14 protein-coding genes and 2 pseudogenes are annotated in these 16,183 nt (G+C 66.4%); 2 read left to right on the top strand and 14 right to left on the bottom strand.

Features of this window, described 5'->3' with window-relative positions; translation table 11 throughout:
* Positions 1-2: 2 nt before the first annotated feature.
* Genes AX767_RS06735 through AX767_RS06725 form a run of 3 tightly spaced genes read right to left on the bottom strand, consistent with a single transcriptional unit; the run spans position 3 to position 2,747 of the window.
* Positions 3-1,703, bottom strand: a complete 1,701-nt coding sequence (locus AX767_RS06735) for a two-component system sensor histidine kinase NtrB (protein ID WP_068629781.1) — start codon at positions 1,701-1,703, stop codon at positions 3-5.
* Positions 1,704-1,707: 4 nt separating this feature from the next.
* Positions 1,708-1,953 (bottom strand): PP0621 family protein, encoded by a 246-nt coding sequence (locus AX767_RS06730; protein WP_068629780.1) that lies wholly within the window; start codon positions 1,951-1,953, stop codon positions 1,708-1,710.
* Entirely contained in the window at positions 1,950-2,747 is a 798-nt protein-coding gene (locus AX767_RS06725; protein WP_068629778.1) for a cytochrome C assembly family protein, read from the bottom strand. Before AX767_RS06725 ends, AX767_RS06730 begins: the two co-directional genes overlap by 4 nt.
* Positions 2,748-2,800: 53 nt before the next feature.
* Between AX767_RS06725 and ffh the strand changes: the two genes are divergently transcribed.
* Positions 2,801-4,189 carry a signal recognition particle protein gene (ffh, locus tag AX767_RS06720; RefSeq protein WP_068629775.1) on the top strand — a complete coding sequence of 463 codons (1,389 nt, stop codon included), beginning with the start codon at positions 2,801-2,803 and terminating at the stop codon, positions 4,187-4,189.
* Between the two features lie 78 nt (positions 4,190-4,267).
* On the opposite strand, the gene mdoH is transcribed toward ffh, so the two are convergent.
* The 7 genes from mdoH to AX767_RS06685 all read right to left on the bottom strand — a co-directional run bounded on the left by mdoH (position 4,268) and on the right by AX767_RS06685 (position 12,178).
* A complete protein-coding gene (mdoH, locus tag AX767_RS06715) occupies positions 4,268-6,292 on the bottom strand; it encodes a glucans biosynthesis glucosyltransferase MdoH (protein WP_068629773.1) in 2,025 nt (674 codons plus the stop codon).
* Positions 6,293-6,299: 7 nt separating this feature from the next.
* Positions 6,300-6,503, bottom strand: coding sequence for a hypothetical protein (locus AX767_RS06710; protein ID WP_068629771.1), 204 nt, complete (start codon positions 6,501-6,503; stop codon positions 6,300-6,302).
* 193 nt (positions 6,504-6,696) lie between these two features.
* Positions 6,697-8,103 (bottom strand): sigma 54-interacting transcriptional regulator, encoded by a 1,407-nt coding sequence (locus AX767_RS06705; RefSeq protein ID WP_068629769.1) that lies wholly within the window; start codon positions 8,101-8,103, stop codon positions 6,697-6,699.
* Between the two features lie 3 nt (positions 8,104-8,106).
* Positions 8,107-8,709, bottom strand: coding sequence for a hypothetical protein (locus AX767_RS06700; RefSeq protein WP_237288583.1), 603 nt, complete (start codon positions 8,707-8,709; stop codon positions 8,107-8,109).
* A gap of 73 nt (positions 8,710-8,782) precedes the next feature.
* Positions 8,783-10,222, bottom strand: coding sequence for a sensor histidine kinase (locus tag AX767_RS06695; RefSeq protein ID WP_068629766.1), 1,440 nt, complete (start codon positions 10,220-10,222; stop codon positions 8,783-8,785).
* A complete protein-coding gene (gene miaB / locus AX767_RS06690) occupies positions 10,222-11,595 on the bottom strand; it encodes a tRNA (N6-isopentenyl adenosine(37)-C2)-methylthiotransferase MiaB (RefSeq protein WP_068629764.1) in 1,374 nt (457 codons plus the stop codon). Before miaB ends, AX767_RS06695 begins: the two co-directional genes overlap by 1 nt.
* A 130-nt stretch (positions 11,596-11,725) precedes the next feature.
* Positions 11,726-12,178 carry a hypothetical protein gene (locus tag AX767_RS06685; RefSeq protein ID WP_237288581.1) on the bottom strand — a complete coding sequence of 151 codons (453 nt, stop codon included), beginning with the start codon at positions 12,176-12,178 and terminating at the stop codon, positions 11,726-11,728.
* Positions 12,179-12,453: 275 nt separating this feature from the next.
* Between AX767_RS06685 and AX767_RS20970 the strand changes: the two are divergent.
* A pseudogene (locus tag AX767_RS20970) lies at positions 12,454-12,921 on the top strand (efflux RND transporter permease subunit); the annotation flags it as partial.
* Here the strand turns inward: AX767_RS20970 and AX767_RS06675 are convergent.
* The 4 genes and pseudogenes from AX767_RS06675 to AX767_RS06660 form a co-directional block, all read right to left on the bottom strand.
* Positions 12,921-13,764 (bottom strand): annotated as a pseudogene (locus AX767_RS06675) (integrase core domain-containing protein); the annotation flags it as partial. The pseudogenes AX767_RS20970 and AX767_RS06675 sit on opposite strands and share 1 nt — an antisense overlap.
* 93 nt (positions 13,765-13,857) lie before the next feature.
* Positions 13,858-14,703, bottom strand: a complete 846-nt coding sequence (locus AX767_RS06670) for an alpha/beta fold hydrolase (RefSeq protein ID WP_068629757.1) — start codon at positions 14,701-14,703, stop codon at positions 13,858-13,860.
* A complete protein-coding gene (locus AX767_RS06665) occupies positions 14,690-15,505 on the bottom strand; it encodes a serine aminopeptidase domain-containing protein (protein ID WP_068629755.1) in 816 nt (271 codons plus the stop codon). The genes AX767_RS06670 and AX767_RS06665 overlap by 14 nt, the downstream gene beginning before the upstream one ends.
* Complete coding sequence (locus tag AX767_RS06660; RefSeq protein WP_168164808.1) at positions 15,502-16,149, bottom strand: 4'-phosphopantetheinyl transferase family protein; 648 nt, start codon at positions 16,147-16,149, stop codon at positions 15,502-15,504. The genes AX767_RS06665 and AX767_RS06660 overlap by 4 nt, the downstream gene beginning before the upstream one ends.
* Positions 16,150-16,183: the final 34 nt, after the last annotated feature.

Here is a 16,183-nt window from a genome sequence, read left to right as displayed (position 1 = left end):
GCCTATTGTGTCAGTCGCGTTTCGGCGGAGGCGAAGGCCACGAAAAACTCGTTGCCTTCGGGGCCGTTGGCCGCGAGCGCACGGCGCTCGTAGCCGATGGTGGCGCCGTGACGCTCGCACAGCTCACGGCACAGGAAAAGACCGAGTCCGCTCGACCGGCTTTCGGAAGAGAAGAAGGGCTCGAACAAGTGCCGCTGCACTGCGGCTTCGAGTGGCGCGCCGTCGCTCCAGACCTGGAGGTGACAACAGTCGGCTTCGTCGACCCGTGTGCTGACCTGGATCGAGCCGTCGCGCTCGCCGGCGTAGCGTGCCGCGTTGTCGAGCAAGTTCACCAGAATGCGGCGCAGATGCTCGGCATCGAAGCGCACATCGCGTCCATCGGTCGAGAGTTGCAGCAACACGCCCTGCTGGCGCGTTTGTCGAACCCATTCTTCGGTGAGCGTCCGCACCGCGGCGTCAAGCGCGACCATTTCGCCGAGCGGCAGCAACCGTTGCTGCCGTGCGCGCGCCACGTCGAGCACGTCGTCGACGATGCGCGCGAGGCGCTGCGCGTTGTGCTGCACCATGCTCGTCAGCTTGCGGTGGGCCGGGTCGACCAGGTCTTCGGCGAGCAGGCCGCTCGCTTGCGTGATGGCGGCCAGCGGATTGCGGATCTCATGCGCCACCGCGGCCGACATGCGGCCCATCGCGGCCAGCTTTTCGGTGCGGATGCGCGCCTCGAGCTCCCGCAGGTCCTGCAGGAACATCACGCACAGGCTTTCGATGCCGTGCTCGTTGGCGGGCGTGAGGCGGGTGCGAACCCGCACCTCGCGCGCTGCCCCTTGCGTCTGAGCCACCGGCATCTCGCACGATTGCGAAGAGCGGCGCACGAAGGTCTGCTCGGCCAGTTCGGCGAGCGCCTGCCAGGCCGGTTGCGCTGCGAGCACGAAGGGCATCGGCCGATCGGCCAGGCCGGTGCCCAGGATCGCGTCGGCCGCCGGATTGGCCGCATGCACGCGCCCGTCGCGGTCGATCACCAGCACGCCTTCGGTCAGGGTTTCGATGACCAGGTCGTTCACCTGCGCGTGCATTTGCGCGGTGCTGCGGTTGCGCAGCGCGAGTGCCTCTTCGCGCGCGAGCCGTCGCGCCAGCTCGTGGGCCAGCAGTGCCACGACGAAAAGGCCGGTGCCGGTGAGCGCAGCCTGCACGAAGCGGGTGGACGAATCGCCAGGTTGTTGCCACCAGGCCCAACCGGCGTCGGCCAGCAGGAGCAGCGTGACCATCGCCGTGGTGCCGAGTCCGACCGACACGGTTCCCAACACTGCGCCCATCAGCACCGGAAGGGCGAACAGCGGCGTGAAATTCACGCTGCCCGCCTGCAGCAATTGCAGCAGCGTGAACGTGGCCAGGTCGATGCCGATGGTGGCCAGCCACGCGCCGCCGATGCCGCGGATCGGCGGATGAAAGCGGGCGAAACGCGAGCCCATCAGCGTCGCGGCGAGGTAGACGAACGCGAGTGCGATCGCCGCGCTCCGCACCGGCTGGCCGATGGCGAGCGTCACCAGCTGCAGCAGCAACAACACGGCCGCGACGAAGCAGCGCGCCGTCATGAAACCTCGCCACAGGCGTTCGAGTGCCGAGCCGCTGTGGCCCGGCGCGGCGATGCTGTCGAGCGTGCCCCAATCGGTGGCGGGCTCGCCGCGCGACCAGAGCAGAGGTGTCATGCGTTCAGGTGACGCGATCGGCGGCTTGCCGATGCGCGCTGCTGCAGTACACGGCGCCGGGACCGCCGATGGCATCGACGGCCGGCAAATGGATGCCGCAGTGCGCGCACCGCACCATGTCTTGTGGTTTGCCGGGCGCCGATCGGGCGGGTGGGGCGGCCGCCTTGCGCTGTCTTTCCTCGGCGCGCTGACGCTTGCGGAAGATCCAGATCGCGACGAAGAGCACGGCGAACACCAGCAGGTATTTCATGACGCACGCCCCAGCACCACTTCGAGCACGAAGCGCGAACCCACGTACGCCAGCACCAGCAGCGCGGCGCCCGCATACAGAACACGGCGCGCGGTGCGCCCGCGCCAACCGAAGCGCGAGCGGCCGATCAGCAGCACGGCAAAACACAGCCAGGCCATGAGCGAGAACACCATCTTGTGGTCCCACTTCAAGGTTTTGCCATAGAGCGTTTCGCCGAAGAGCCAGCCGGCCAGCAGTGTGGCCGACAACAGGACGAAGCCTGCGGTGACGAAACGGAAAGTCAGGCGTTCGAGCGTGAGCAAGGGCACGCCGGCCTCGGGATCGGCGGCCAGACGGATCTGCTTTTCGGCCCGCGTAATGAGCCACGCGTGGACGACCGCTGCGCCAAACAAGCCATAAGAAGCGATGCCAAGGGCAAGATGCAACGGCAGCCAGGGCGATGCGCTCACATGCAGCGGCGAGCCCGGAAACACAACGGCCAGCAGCACGGCCGCGGCGCCGAGCACCGCCAGCGCGCGGCGCACGGTGAGCTGCGGGTACATCCGGCTTTCGATCGCATAGACCGTGAGCACCAGCCACGCAGTCACGGAAATGGCGGGCGCGAAACCGAAACGCGGATTGCCGCTGGCCAGGCTCCATGCGAGGGTGAAGGCATGCAGCAGCCAGGCGAGTCCGAGCAGCGATTGCGTCGCTTGCCGTCCCAGGCGCGGTGCGGCGGCGGCAGTCACGCCGTAGGCTGCGGCGGTCGCGATGCCCAGCGCCACGCCGAGCGGGGAGGGGCTCGCTAAAATCATGGGTCCGAGTTTAGCGTCGCCGTTGCAGCGCGCTCGCGCTTCAAGGCACCTCTATGGCCACCGCCCTCACCGAAAAATTCTCCCGTCTCGTCAAGCAGATGAGCGGCCAAGCGCGCATCACCGAAGCCAACGTGCAGGACATGCTGCGCGAAGTGCGCATGGCACTGCTCGAGGCCGACGTGGCCCTGCCCGTCGTGCGCGATTTCATTGCCCGCGTCAAGGACAAGGCGCTCGGCCAGGAAGTGCTCGGCTCGCTCAAGCCGGGCCAGGCGCTCGTCGGCATCGTCAGTCGCGAACTGACCGCCACCATCGGCGACGGCATTTCCGACATCAACCTCGTGGCGCAGCCGCCCGCCGTGATCCTGATGGCCGGCCTGCAAGGCGCCGGCAAGACCACGACCACGGCGAAGCTGGCCAAGCACCTGATCGAGAAGCGCAAGAAGAAGGTGCTCACCGTGTCTGGCGACGTGTATCGCCCGGCCGCCATTGAACAGCTCAAGACCGTGACCAAACAGGCCGGCGCCGAGTGGTTCCCGAGCACGCCCGACCAGAAGCCGCTCGACATCGCTCGCGCCGCGCTCGACCACGCCAAGCGTCATTTCTTCGACGTGCTGCTGGTCGACACCGCTGGCCGCCTCGCGATCGACGAAGTGCTGATGACCGAAATCAAGGAACTGCACAGCGCGCTGAACCCGGTCGAAACGCTGTTCGTGGTCGACGCGATGCAGGGCCAGGACGCGATCAACACCGCCAAGGCCTTCAAGGACGCGCTGCCGCTCACCGGCATCATCCTGACCAAGACCGACGGCGATTCGCGCGGCGGCGCGGCGCTGTCGGTGCGGCAGATCACGGGCGTGCCGATCAAGTTCGCCGGCACCAGCGAGAAGATCGACGGACTCGAGGTGTTCGATGCCGAACGCCACGCCGGCCGCATCCTCGGCATGGGCGACATCGTCGCGCTGGTCGAACAGGTGACGGCGGGCGTCGACGTGGCGTCGGCGCAGAAGCTGGCGGCCAAGCTCAAGAGCGGCTCGGGCTTCGACCTGAACGACTTTCTGGGCCAGATCCAGCAGATGAAGCAAATGGGCGGGCTCTCCAGCATCATGGACAAGCTTCCGCAGCAGATGGCCGCCAAGACCACCGAAGCCGACATGACCCGCGCCGAGCGCGACATCCGTCGCAAGGAAGGGATCATCCAGAGCATGACGCCGCAGGAGCGCCGCAAGCCAGAACTGCTCAAGGCCACGCGCAAGCGCCGCATCGCTGCCGGAGCCGGTGTTCAGGTCCAGGAAGTGAACCGCCTGCTCAACGAGTTCGATCAGATGCAGACCATGATGAAGAAGATGAAGGGCGGCGGCCTCATGAAGATGATGAAGAAGATGGGCGGCATGAAAGGCATGCCGGGCATGGGTGGACCGGGCGGGCCGAAGTTGCCGTTCTGAGCCTGTCGCCGCGTTCGCCAGCCCCATGGAAAAAGCCCGCCGAAGCGGGCTTTTTCACGCGTGCCGGAGCGGCAGGTGTCAGGCCGCGGCGAGCACCGGGCGCGCCAGGCGCACCGCATGCATCCAGGCGCGACGCAGCACCGCCGGCGAGCGCGACTCTTCCGGGATCAGCAACCAGCCGCGGTCACGCAGCGCGGTGCCGAAGCCGATCTGGCTGGTGAGCACCGTCAGCGGGATGGCCAGCAACAGCGGCAGGCCGACGGGCATGAGCCACACCAGGGCGCTCGGATCGATCATCGAGATGCCGACGGCGAGCGCGGCAATGATGATCGTCATCGGTGCCAGCTGGCTGATGGCGATGTTCCACGGCACCGCATTGGCTTCGCGCGGAGGCGACTTCCAGTCGAGCTTCAGGCCGGTGAGGGCGATCACGACAAACAGCGCGTGGGCCAGCATGCGCACCGGCGCTTGCACGATCGCCAAGGCGCTTTCGAGCGCCGTGCTCTTCAGCAGGCCCCACAGGCCGCCGTACTGGCGCTGCTCACCGCGCATCATCACGGCGACGACGCCCAGGATGCGTGGCAGGAACAGGAGGCACAAGGTCCAGAGCCACAAGCCGACCAGCTCCATCGGCAGCACGTTCCAGTTGGCGACCAGGCTGGAGCCCGAGAGCCACAGTGCGGTGCCGAGCGTCAGGAACGCGAGCCACAGCGGCGCCGACACATAGGCCATGGTGCCGGTCACGAACATCGCGCGGTGCACCGGATGAATGCCGGGCTCGGCCATCAGGCGGGCGTTCTGCAGGTTGCCCTGGCACCAGCGACGATCGCGCTGCAGTTCCGCCAGCAGATCCGGCGGTTGCTGTTCATAGCTGCCGACCAGGTCAGCACACAGCCACACGTGGTAGCCGGCACGGCGCATCAGCGCAGCCTCGACGAAGTCGTGCGACATGATGCCGCCCGACATGCCGCCGGTGCCCCGGATCGGGGCCAGCGCGCAATGTTCCATGAAGGGCTGCACCCGGATGATGGCGTTGTGGCCCCAGTAATGCGATTCGCCCAGTTGCCAGAACTGCATGCCCAACGTGAACAGGCGGCCCGTCACGCGAGAAGCGAATTGCTGTGCGCGGGCATGCAGCGTGACGTGGCCGATGGCTTGCGTCGCGGTCTGGATGATGCCGGCGGTGGGGTTGGCTTCCATCAGCTTGACCATCGAGGTCAGGCAATCGCCGCTCATGACCGAGTCGGCATCGAGCACCACCATGTAGCGGTAGTCCTTGCCCCAGCGCCGGCAGAAGTCGGCGACGTTGCCGGCCTTGCGATGTGAGCGGCGGGTGCGCAGACGGTAGTACACCTCGACCTGCGGCTGGTTCGGGCTGGTGGCCAGCGCAGCGCGCAGGTCTTCCCAGGCAGCGCGCTCGGCAGCGGCGGTTTCGGGGTTGTAGCTGTCGGACAGCACGAACACGTCGAACTGCTTGGCGTGGCCGGTGGACGCGACCGATTCGCACGTTGCACGCAGGCCGGCGAACACCGTGGCCACGTCTTCGTTGCAGATCGGCATGATGATCGCGGTGCGGGCTTCAGGGTTCATCACATGACCGGCGACTTGCTTCACCGACAGTGAGTGCTTGTCACCGCGCACCGAAACGTAGAAGCCCATCAGGGCGGTCACGAAACCGGTCACGACCCATCCGGACAACAGGCCGTACAGGCCGATCTGGCCGTATTCGAGCCAGACGTTGTCGTAGTCGGGTTGCACGCTGGCGAACAGCGTGGACGCAATGACCGTGCTCAGCAGCGTGAGCAGCATGAATGCCAGACGGCGTTGCTTGGCGGCGCGTTGCCACGGTTGTTCGTCGGTCAGCGTCCGGGCGCCGGCCCGCGAGGCCTTGCGCACGCCGCCGGCACCGAGTTTCACCAGGGTGGCAGTCCCGAGGCTGTTCCAGAAACCACGCCACGGGCGCGGCGCCATCGAACCGCGGTTGACCGGCGGTGCCGTGACCGCATTCGGGTGGCGTTCCTCACGCAGCGTGCTGCGGGTGGACGGCACGACGGCCGTCACCTGGTCGAGGGCGGGAAAATGGGAAAAGTCGTTTGGCTTCATGTGTTTCTTACCAACGTTGCTTGTCCAGGGAGACGGTGTCGCCAATTGCCGGAAAGCGCTTGATCACGCAATCCGGGGTGGCGCCGGAGGCGGCGTCGAGTGCGCCGAGCGAATGACCCGCGGCACGGGGCCGTGAGAGGGAAAACTGCTTTTGACGCAGGCCGTCGCGCTGCGGGCGCAGTGCGAAAGAGGGGCTCGTGAGTGCTGTCATGCCTTTACAGGGGCAAACCCTGTGCCAGGCTGGAAAAATCGTTGCGTGACAACGACTTGCGGTGTTTTCAGTCTGATTTTTCAGAGTTCGGGCGCCGCAACCGCCTCAAACCCCCCTGTTTTGTCGCCGAATCCCGACAGGTCAGGCAACCCCTCGGAAAATAGTCAACAAAATCAACGTCTTGCCTGCGTCGCTAGTCAGCGACAGGCTCGCCAGCGGGTGGCGGGCCGTCGGCCTTGAAATGCCCGGGCGTGAGCTCGTGCTTTTGCAGCAGCCGGTAGAACTCGGTCCGGTTGCGATCCGCCAGGCGCGCCGCGTCGGCCACGTTGCCGTCCGTCAGTTTCAGCAAACCGACCAGGTAATCGCGCTCGAAACGCTGCTTGGCGTCGGCATAGGTCTGCACCTCGACGCTCGGCACGCGCAAGGCGCGCTGCACCAGCGACAACGGGATCAACGGCGAGCTGGAGAGCGCGCACACCTGTTCGACCACGTTGAAAAGCTGGCGCACATTGCCTGGCCAGGACGCCGTGGCCAGCGCCTTCAGCGCCTCGGGCGCGAATCCGGAGAGCCGCTTGCCGTACTTGGTCGACAGCCGCTGCAGGAAGTGATTGGACAGCAGAGGGATGTCTTCGCGGCGCGCGCTCAGCGGCGGCAGCGTGAGCGTCACCACGTTGAGCCGGTAATAGAGGTCTTCACGGAACTGCCCGGCCGCCATGGCCACGTCGAGATCGCGGTGCGTGGCGGAAATGATCCGCACGTCGACCTCGATCGACTGGCTGGCGCCGAGCGGGCGCACCGCGCGCTCCTGCAGCACGCGCAGCAACTTGACCTGCAGGGCGGGCGGCATGTCACCGATTTCATCGAGCAGCAGCGTGCCGCCGTCGGCCTGCTGGAACAGGCCCTTGTGGTTCGCGTGCGCGTCGGTGAAGGCGCCCTTCATGTGGCCGAACAATTCAGACTCGAGCAACGCTTCGGGAATGGCGCCGCAATTGACGGCCACGAAGGGCTTGGCGGCGCGCGCACTGGCGCGGTGGATGGCGCGCGCGAGCAGTTCCTTGCCGGCGCCGCTGTCGCCGCGCAACAGCACGCTGGCGTCCGATTGCGCGATCATTCGCGCCTCCGCCAGCACTTCGGCCATGCGATTGCTGCGGCTCACGATTTCGGCGCGCCAGCTTTCGTCGCCGACCTTGCCCGCCACGGTCGGCGGCGCGCCGAGCGCGAGCGCCTGCGCGATCTTGTCGAGCAGCTCGCGGCCGTCGTAGGGCTTGGTGAGGTAAGTGAACACACCGCGTGCGGTCGCTTCGACGGCGTCGGGAATCGTGCCGTGCGCGGTCAGCAGGATGACCGGGAGCGTCGGATGGCGCTTGCGGATTTCGTCGAACAGCGCGAGGCCGTCGCGGCCCGGCAAGCGCACGTCGCTCAGCACGAGTTGCGGGTGCTCGATTTCCAGTTGGGTCAACGCCGATTCCGCCGAAGTGACCGCGGTGACCTGGTAGTTCGACGAGGCCAGCCGCATCGACAACAGGCGCAGCATGTCCGGGTCGTCGTCGACCACCAGCAGTTTGGCGCCGGTCGGCTTGGCGGGCGTCGCTTCACTCATGGCTCAGGGCGCAGGCTTCGCGCCGTTGCTGGCCGGGGCCGCAGCGGCACCATTGGCAGGACGCGCGAAGCTGCGCTCGATGGCGCGCAGCGCTTCGATGCGGTCATTCAGCTGGTCGATGCGCCGCTGCGCATCGCGCAATTGCGCCACCTGCCGGTCGCGGTCGTCTTCGATGCGGCGCTGTTCCAGGTAGCGTGCCGCCAGCATGCGAGCCAGCGGATGCAGCGGCCTCGCCTCGGCGCTCGTGTTGGCGGCCACCCGTTGCAGCAGTCCGACGGCACGGGCCAGATCGGCCGGCACACGGGTCTGCGCAAGGGCCAGCGCCGTTTGCATCTGGGCGGTCGGCACGTCGCCGGGCTCGCCCAGGCGCGCCAGTTCCGCATTGAGCTCGTTGCCGTTCAGGCTGCGCACCTTCTCGCTGTACGACAGCATGGCCGACACCGGCCCCTGGGTGATGAGCGTGAAGAGCGACGCAGGTTGCGTGGCCGGTGCAGCCGGTTCCACTTCGACCGGCGCCAGGGTCGGCGGCGGGGCGGGCGGCAGCGTGGCCTGGACGGAGGGCTTCGGTGCGGCGACGCAGCCTGCGAGCCAGAGCGGGGTGGCCACGGCCAAGGCGATGGCAGACCTGCGGACGATCGGAGAGAACATGTTTCGGAAGTGGGACGCGTGGGCGTTGGATTTACACGGTGCGCGGCAGCTCGATGCGGAAACGAGCACCTGGTCCGTCGGGCAGCAGCGTGACGCGGCCACCATGGGCTGCAATGTACTCCTGCACGATGGAAAGTCCGATGCCCGTGCCCTTGACCGCGTGATCAGGTTGGCGTTCGCCGCGAAAGAAGGGTTCGAACACGCGGTCGCGGTCGCTTTCGGCCACGCCCGGCCCGTCGTCGGCGATGTCGATCAGGGCCGTTTCCGGCGTGCCCGAAACGTCGATCGAGATTTTTCCGCCGCGCGCCGCAAAGCGGATCGCGTTCGACAGCAGGTTGGCAATCGCGGTGCCGAGCTTGACCGGGTCGACCTGCACGCTCAGCGGGTCGCCGCTGGCGCGCACCGTCAGGCCCTGGCCTTGCCACTGGAGCCGCTGGGCATCGATCTGCTCTTCGATCAGCGGCAGCAACGCCGTTCGCTGGCGGTGCAGTTCACGCGCCTCGAAGGCGGCCGCGTTGAAACGCAACAGCGCCTCGATCTGCCCCTGCAAGGCGATCGTGTTCTGGTTCAGGATCTGCGCGACCTCGCGCTGGGCCGGATTCAAGGCGCCCGTCACGCCGTCTTCCAGCAGCGACACGCCTTCGCGCAAGGCCGCCAGCGGCGTCTTGAGTTCATGCGACACATGCCGCAAGAAGCGCGCCTTGTCGGCGTCCAGTTCTGTCAGACGAAGCCGCAACCATTCGAGCTGCTGCGAGACACGTCGCACGTCGGCCGGACCGCGAATGTCGATCGGTTCGTCGAGCCGGTTCTCGCCCAGCCCGACGATCGCTTTCTGCAGCCGCTTGAAGGGCCGCGCCAGCCACACGCCGAACGCCAGCGCCAGCGACACCGCCAGCACGCTCGCCGCGATCACCTGCCGCATCACGCGATTGCGGGCGTTCTCGATGCGTTGCGCCAGTGCGTTGTTCTGCGTCTCGATCAGGAACTGCGCCTGCTGCGCGATGGTGGTGTTGAGCGCGTCGAGTTCGCGGAACTGCATCGCCATCGCGCTTTCACGCGACAGCGCGCTGTCGGCCGGTCCGATCATCAGGCCGCCGATCACCTCCAGCTGCTGGCGCCAGGCGTCGGCGGAGGCGGGCGCAAGATCGCTCTGCACCAGCTTGTCGAGCGTGGCGCTCGCATCGCGCGCCGCGTCGCTGAACCGCTTGCGCAGCACCGTATCGTTCAACACCAGCGACTGGCGACCGGCGCGCTCCATGGCGGCGCTGCGTTCGGCCAGCGACTGGGCGGCGCCCGACAGCGTGAGCGCGCGCGCTGCCGCATCGCGGCTCTGCGTCATGAGCGCGTCGTACTGAAACACCGAGCGCAGCGCCACACCGACCAGCAGCGCGGTGATCAGCAGAAAGGCGAACAGCAACAGTTGCTGGAACGAACCGCGCGCCGACACGCGCTCGTAGGGCAGCTTCGCCATCAGGCCGGCATCGCGGCGAGTGCCGCTTCCTGCGTCTCGCGCGTGATCACCTCACCGCGCAGCGTGTACGCCAGCGAGCGCGTGATGCGCAGGTCGGTCATCTGGCCGACCAGGCGAGCGTCGCCCTCGAAGTTGACCACGCGGTTGCAGGCGGTGCGGCCCATCAGCTCGTTCGCGTCCTTGCCCGCACTTTTGCGTGAGGCCCCTTCGACCAGCACGCGCTGCGTGCTGCCGACCAGCGCATCGCCGAAACGGCGCACGTTGCCGTCGATCACGCGCTGCAGCGTCTGCAGGCGCGCGAGCTTCACCGCGTGCGGCGTGTCGTCGTGCAGTGCGGCGGCCGGCGTGCCGGGACGCGGGCTGAAGATGAAGCTGAAGCTGTTGTCGAATGCGCAGTCGTCGATGAGCTTCATCATCTTGGCGAAGTCTTCGTCGGTTTCGCCGGGGAAGCCGACGATGAAGTCGCTGCTGAGCGCGAGGTCGGGGCGAATCGCGCGGAGCTTGCGCACCGTGCTCTTGTATTCCATGGCGGTGTAGCCGCGCTTCATCGCCATCAGGATGCGGTCGCTGCCGTGCTGCACCGGCAGGTGCAGGTGGCTCACGAGTTGCGGCACCTTGGCATAGGCCTCGATCAAGCGCGGCGTGAACTCGTTCGGATGGCTGGTCGTGTAGCGGATGCGCTCGATGCCGGGAATCTCGGCGACGTATTCGATCAACAGCGCAAAGTCGGCAATCTCACTCGTGCCGCCCATCGTGCCGCGGTACGCGTTCACGTTCTGGCCCAGCAGCGTGACCTCGCGCACGCCCTGGTCGGCGAGGCCCGCGATTTCCACCAGCACGTCGTCGAGCGGCCTGTTCACCTCTTCGCCGCGGGTGTAGGGCACCACGCAGTAGCTGCAGTACTTGGAGCAGCCTTCCATGATCGAGACGAAAGCGGTCGCGCCCTCGACACGTGCCGGCGGCAGGTGGTCGAACTTCTCGATCTCGGGGAAGCTGATGTCGACTTGCGGCCGGTTGAGGCGCTCACGCGCGTTCAGCATCTCGGGCAGGCGGTGCAGCGTTTGCGGGCCGAACACGATGTCGACGTAGGGCGCGCGCGCGATGATCGCCTCGCCTTCCTGGCTGGCGACGCAGCCGCCGACGCCGATCTTCACGCCCTTGGCCTTCAGGTGCTTCACCCGGCCCAGGTCGCTGAACACCTTCTCCTGTGCCTTCTCACGCACCGAGCAGGTGTTGAAGAGGATCAGGTCGGCTTCGTCGACGTTCTGCGTCGGCTCGTAGCCCTGCGCGGCATTCAGCACGTCGGCCATCTTGTCCGAGTCGTACTCGTTCATCTGGCAGCCGAAGGTTTTGATAAAGACTTTTTTGCTCATGGCGTTCACCTGGGGGAAAGCCTGCTCGCTGTGATGGACAGCGGATTCCGCAGGCGGGACGGGCGCGGCGGCCCGAATTGGCACGGGAGCGAGACGGCAGTGCGCCGCATCGCATGGGCTGTGTGGACGTCTATTCGCCGTACTTGGGCAATTGATCGAACGGTGTCTTGCCGTCGTCGCGCGGTCGGCCGTCCGACGAGGCGAAAGGCCAGAAATTGAACATCGGCCGCTCGGCCGATGCGCGCTCCGCATTGGCTTCGGCGGGCGTCAGCACCCAGACCTGCGACACCAGGCCGGCCGGGTCGCGCGTGTAGTTGACCAACAGGTTCTGGCCGACGACGGCCGCCGGCATCACGAGCATGTTCTGTGCGCTGCGAATGCGCCCGCCGGGCGCGAAGCGCTCGGGCTGGCCATCGAGCTGGATCTCGGGCGGATTCGTCACCATGAAGCGGCCACGCAGCGTGCCGATGGGAAAGTTGCGGCCGCCGGCTTCGGATTCGAACTGCGTCTGGGGAATGCCCTGCGCCTGGGCGCCGGACGAGACCAGCGCCGAAAGCGGCGCCAGTGCGGCACAGACTGCCATGAAAAGAAGAGCGTGAGGCTTGTTGTTGCAGCGGTTCATGGGGTTCATCCAGAGGCTGTGGGAAACAGCGATTTTAGCCGGCCGATCTCGCGGGCCCTTGGCGCTGGCCCTCCGGCTGAAACCCTGTATGGACGTCGACACGCCAGCCCTGCTCCAATAGCGGAAGTAAGAAGATGTTGCTCAGGCTTCCCCGGAAAATAACCACATGAAGAAAACCGCTGTCCGTGCCCTCATCTGCGTGTTGATCGTCGCCACGGCCGCTGCCGCATGGCGCCGCGGCCCTCGCCTTCGTGCTCAGCGCGTGGCTGTTCGTCACCATCCCGAAAGGCTTCTTTCCCGAAGAAGACATCGGCCAGATCCAGATCACGACCGAAGCGGCCGAAGACATCTCCTTCACCGCGATGAGGGTGCTGCAAGACCGCGTCGCAGAGACGCTGGGCAAAGACCCGAGCGTGGCCTACGTGAACTCCTTCGTCGGCGTCGGCAGGCCCACGGCCACGCAGAATTCGGGGCGGCTTTTCGCGGTGTTGAAGCCGCGCAGAGAGCGGCCGAAGATGGCGCAGGTGCTGGGGTCGCTGCGCAAGCGTTTCCGGGATATTCCGGGGGTCGCGGTCTACATGCAGCCGGTGCAGAACCTGCGCCTGGGCGGGCGGCAAAGCAAGGCGCGCTTCCAGTACACGCTGCAGAGCGTGAGCGCCGGCGAGATGAGCCAGTGGTCCGAGAAGCTCATGGCGCGCATGCGTGTGTTGAGTTGCAATAGGTTGTTCCCGCAGAGGCGGGAGGCTGGAGGCTTGTAGCCCAGGGCCGAGTGCGGCCGCCGGGTGTTGTAGTAGCTCAGGAAGGCTGGCAGCCATGCAGTGCGCTCCGCGCTGTTGGTCCAGACGCGTCAATAGGCCCACTCGCGCAGACACGTCTGGATGAATCGCTCGGCCTTGCCATTGGTCTGTGGGCGGCAAGGCTTGGTGAAGGTGTGCTTGTTACCCAGGGCCTGGCAGGTCTTGGCAAACAGCTGCGATCGGTAGGCCGAGCCGTTGTCTGTGATCAGGCGTTTGATCTTCACGCCCAGCGCCTCGTAGTGCGCCACCGCCGCCAGAATGAAGTTCACGGCCGAATCCTTGCGCGCGTTGGCATGCATCTGCACGAAGCTCACGCGCGAGTGGTCGTCGACGGCCACATGAGCAAACTCCCAGCCGGCGCCTCGCGTGGCATCGCGCCGGTCGCCCGTCACACGGTGGCTGGGCTGCACGATGCGCCCGAGCTTCTTGGCGTTGGAGCAGACGACTGACCGTGGACACGCTCCGCCCGACAATGGAGGCGATGCGGCGCATGGGCATGTGCGAGCGGCGCAACTGTTCGATGCGCTCGTGCCGTGCGACGTCCAAGTTTGTGCGCTTTCTGGCCGGGCAAGAGCTGCGATCGTGCAGGCCCTGCACGCCGCCCTACCGGAAACGCTTGAGCCACTTGCGCGCGGTGCGCGGGCTGATGCCTGCCGCCTCGACGGCAGGCATCAGCCCAATTCCTGCGATGCGTTCGACAAGCAACTTGCGACCTTCCAATGTCAATCTGGCATTTTTATGGCTGTTCATCTGGTGGGATTCCGCTGTGACTCTGAAGCGTGGTAACTCCAGTTTCCCAGACCCATTCGGGTAAACAACCTATTGAGACATCACAGCAAGAAGCTAAGCGGTGCGTGTCGCCGCCAGGTTCAATCCCTGCATCCACTGCTCGACGCCGTCGCCGAAGCGGGCTTGCCCGGCAAGCAGCGTGAACGAGTGGTCCAGTTCGGGCATGAACTCGTAACGCACGCGCGAAAGGAAGTCCGCGCCGCGCAGCTCTTTCAGCTGATCGTGTCGTTTGTCCGAGCCCCCGAGGCTGGCCGAGTAGACGAGGTAGACCGACACAGCGCGCGACAGCAGCACTTCCATGCTGCGGCTGAAATCGCTCGCCTTCACCGGAACTTCGGGCTCGTTGGTCTCAAGCATGTTGTCGCCCGGCGCCTTCGCGCCCAGCAGTCGTTTGATCCAATGGCTGCCCTGTGCCCAGGGGCTGCGACGGAAGCGCTGGAAGCGGCGCGCGACGTTCGACCAGACGCCCGCGAAGCGGTAGGCGTCGAACATCAGCAGGCCTGCGACGCGCGCATCCTGCAGGGCAAAGCGCAGGCCGTGCCCGGCGCCCGAACACAGGCCGATGACGGCGATTCGGCTGACGCCGCCGCTCGACTGCAGAAGGTCCACCGCAGCCTTCAGATCGTTCTGGGCCTGCAGGTCGAACGGCATGCCGCTCGACGGCGACGGACTCTCACCGACGCCTGACAAATCAAAGCGCAGGCTGCTCACGCCCTGGCGGGCGAGCCGGCGCGCCAGCTTGACCTGCACACGTCGCGGCCCGATGTGCGTGTGGATACCGAAATTGAACATGAGGCAACCCACGGGCTCGCTCGGCATCCCCACGCCCGGCCGGGTCAACATCCCGAACAAGCCGGACGACGGACCGAACTGGACGGGCGTTTCTTCAAACTGTTTCATGGAGCAGGGTCGACAGACGTCGGATCACTTCGGATGGGACGATCGCGCTGTTCGCGAGCGGGTCGGATGTCCAGACGATAGGGTGGACGAGCGTCTCCAGCGCGACGCGGCGCACGCCTGCGCTCTGGGCCTTGCACCAGCCGGCCACGTTCGTGTCGTCGGGGCTGGCAAAAACAGTCGCGGGCACGGAGGCGGGCACCGCGAGGTCGCTGCTGCGCAAGCGGGCGATCTGGTCGGCCAGCTCGGCACTGATACCGAATCCCATCGACTCTGTGAGCGGGCTGGTGGCAAGCTCGGGCTTTGCCACGTACCAGGACGGGCTGCGCGCATAGAACGCCAGGTCGAGCGTGGCAGCTTGCGTCACGCGCAGTTCCTTCACATAGGTGGCTCCGTCCACGATCGGGTCCCACAGCACCAGCCGCTTCAGCTCGCGTGCGGCACCGGCCGACCGGAGGGCCAACGTCGCGCCGAGCCGTGAAGCGAACCAGCTCACGCAAGCCGCGGAGGTCATGCGGACAAGCTCGCCATGCGCCTGCAGGATGTCCTGCTCCCAGCCTGACATTTCACCGTCCGTGTCGGCGCCTGGCGAATCGCCGGCGCCATGAAAGTCGAAACGCAACACCGCGATACCCTGGCGGCAAAGTCGTTCGGCGAGCACGCGGTACAGCCGGTGGATGCGTGTCGCCTCGTGTCCGAAGGGATAGCACATGAGCACCGCGGCGCGCTGCGCATTGACTTTTTCGGCCGGATGGAAAAGTCCGACAAGGCGCCGTTCGGGGGGGCCAAATATGATGGGTTTCATGGAGTCCGATCTGAAAATTCCAAAAGTGCAATGGAGGCAATGGCCGATGGTCCGACATAGAGCGACTGCAGGGAAACCGTCGCGGCATCAGCGCCACCGAAGCGTACGAACGCCTGTGGGGCGGCCTTGAGCCCCGTCGGCACGGTACGGGTGTCCACGGCCAGGCCGAGCCCCAGTGCTTTGACGCACGCTTCCTTTCGCGTCCAGCCCGTCAGGAATGACCGGAGCCGGTCATCCGGCGCTTCGCGTTCGAGCGCCGCACGCTCGGCGTCGGTGAAATGGGCCGCGGCCAGGTCGGACAGGCCGTCGAGCGGCCGCAAGACTTCCAGGTCCACACCGATCGGGCGATCGCCGATGGCCAACAGCCCCAGATGATGACTGTGGCTCAGGTTGAAGTGCACGGCCGTCGATCCGGCAAGGTGGGGCTTGCCGAGCGCGCCGATGTCGAATTGCAGTTCCGAGGACGGCCGACCGAGGTGCAGACCCAGCAAGTAACGTGTGGCGCCATGCGCTGCCTCGTAGCGCGCGCGATCTCGATCGAAAACGAATCTTGCCGCGCGCGTTCTTTCGGTTTCGTCGAGCGAGTCTCGCCACTGCAACGCTGCGTCCTGGTCGAGGTGGACCAGCCACGCCGTGCAACCCACGGGTGTCTCCAGGCGACGGATCGACGCGTGCACC

It is taken from the genome of Variovorax sp. PAMC 28711 (genome assembly GCF_001577265.1).
Taxonomy (GTDB): Bacteria; Pseudomonadota; Gammaproteobacteria; order Burkholderiales; family Burkholderiaceae_C; genus Variovorax.
Note: the sequence above shows the minus strand (reverse complement) of the source record. Positions and strands in the feature narration are given on the sequence as shown.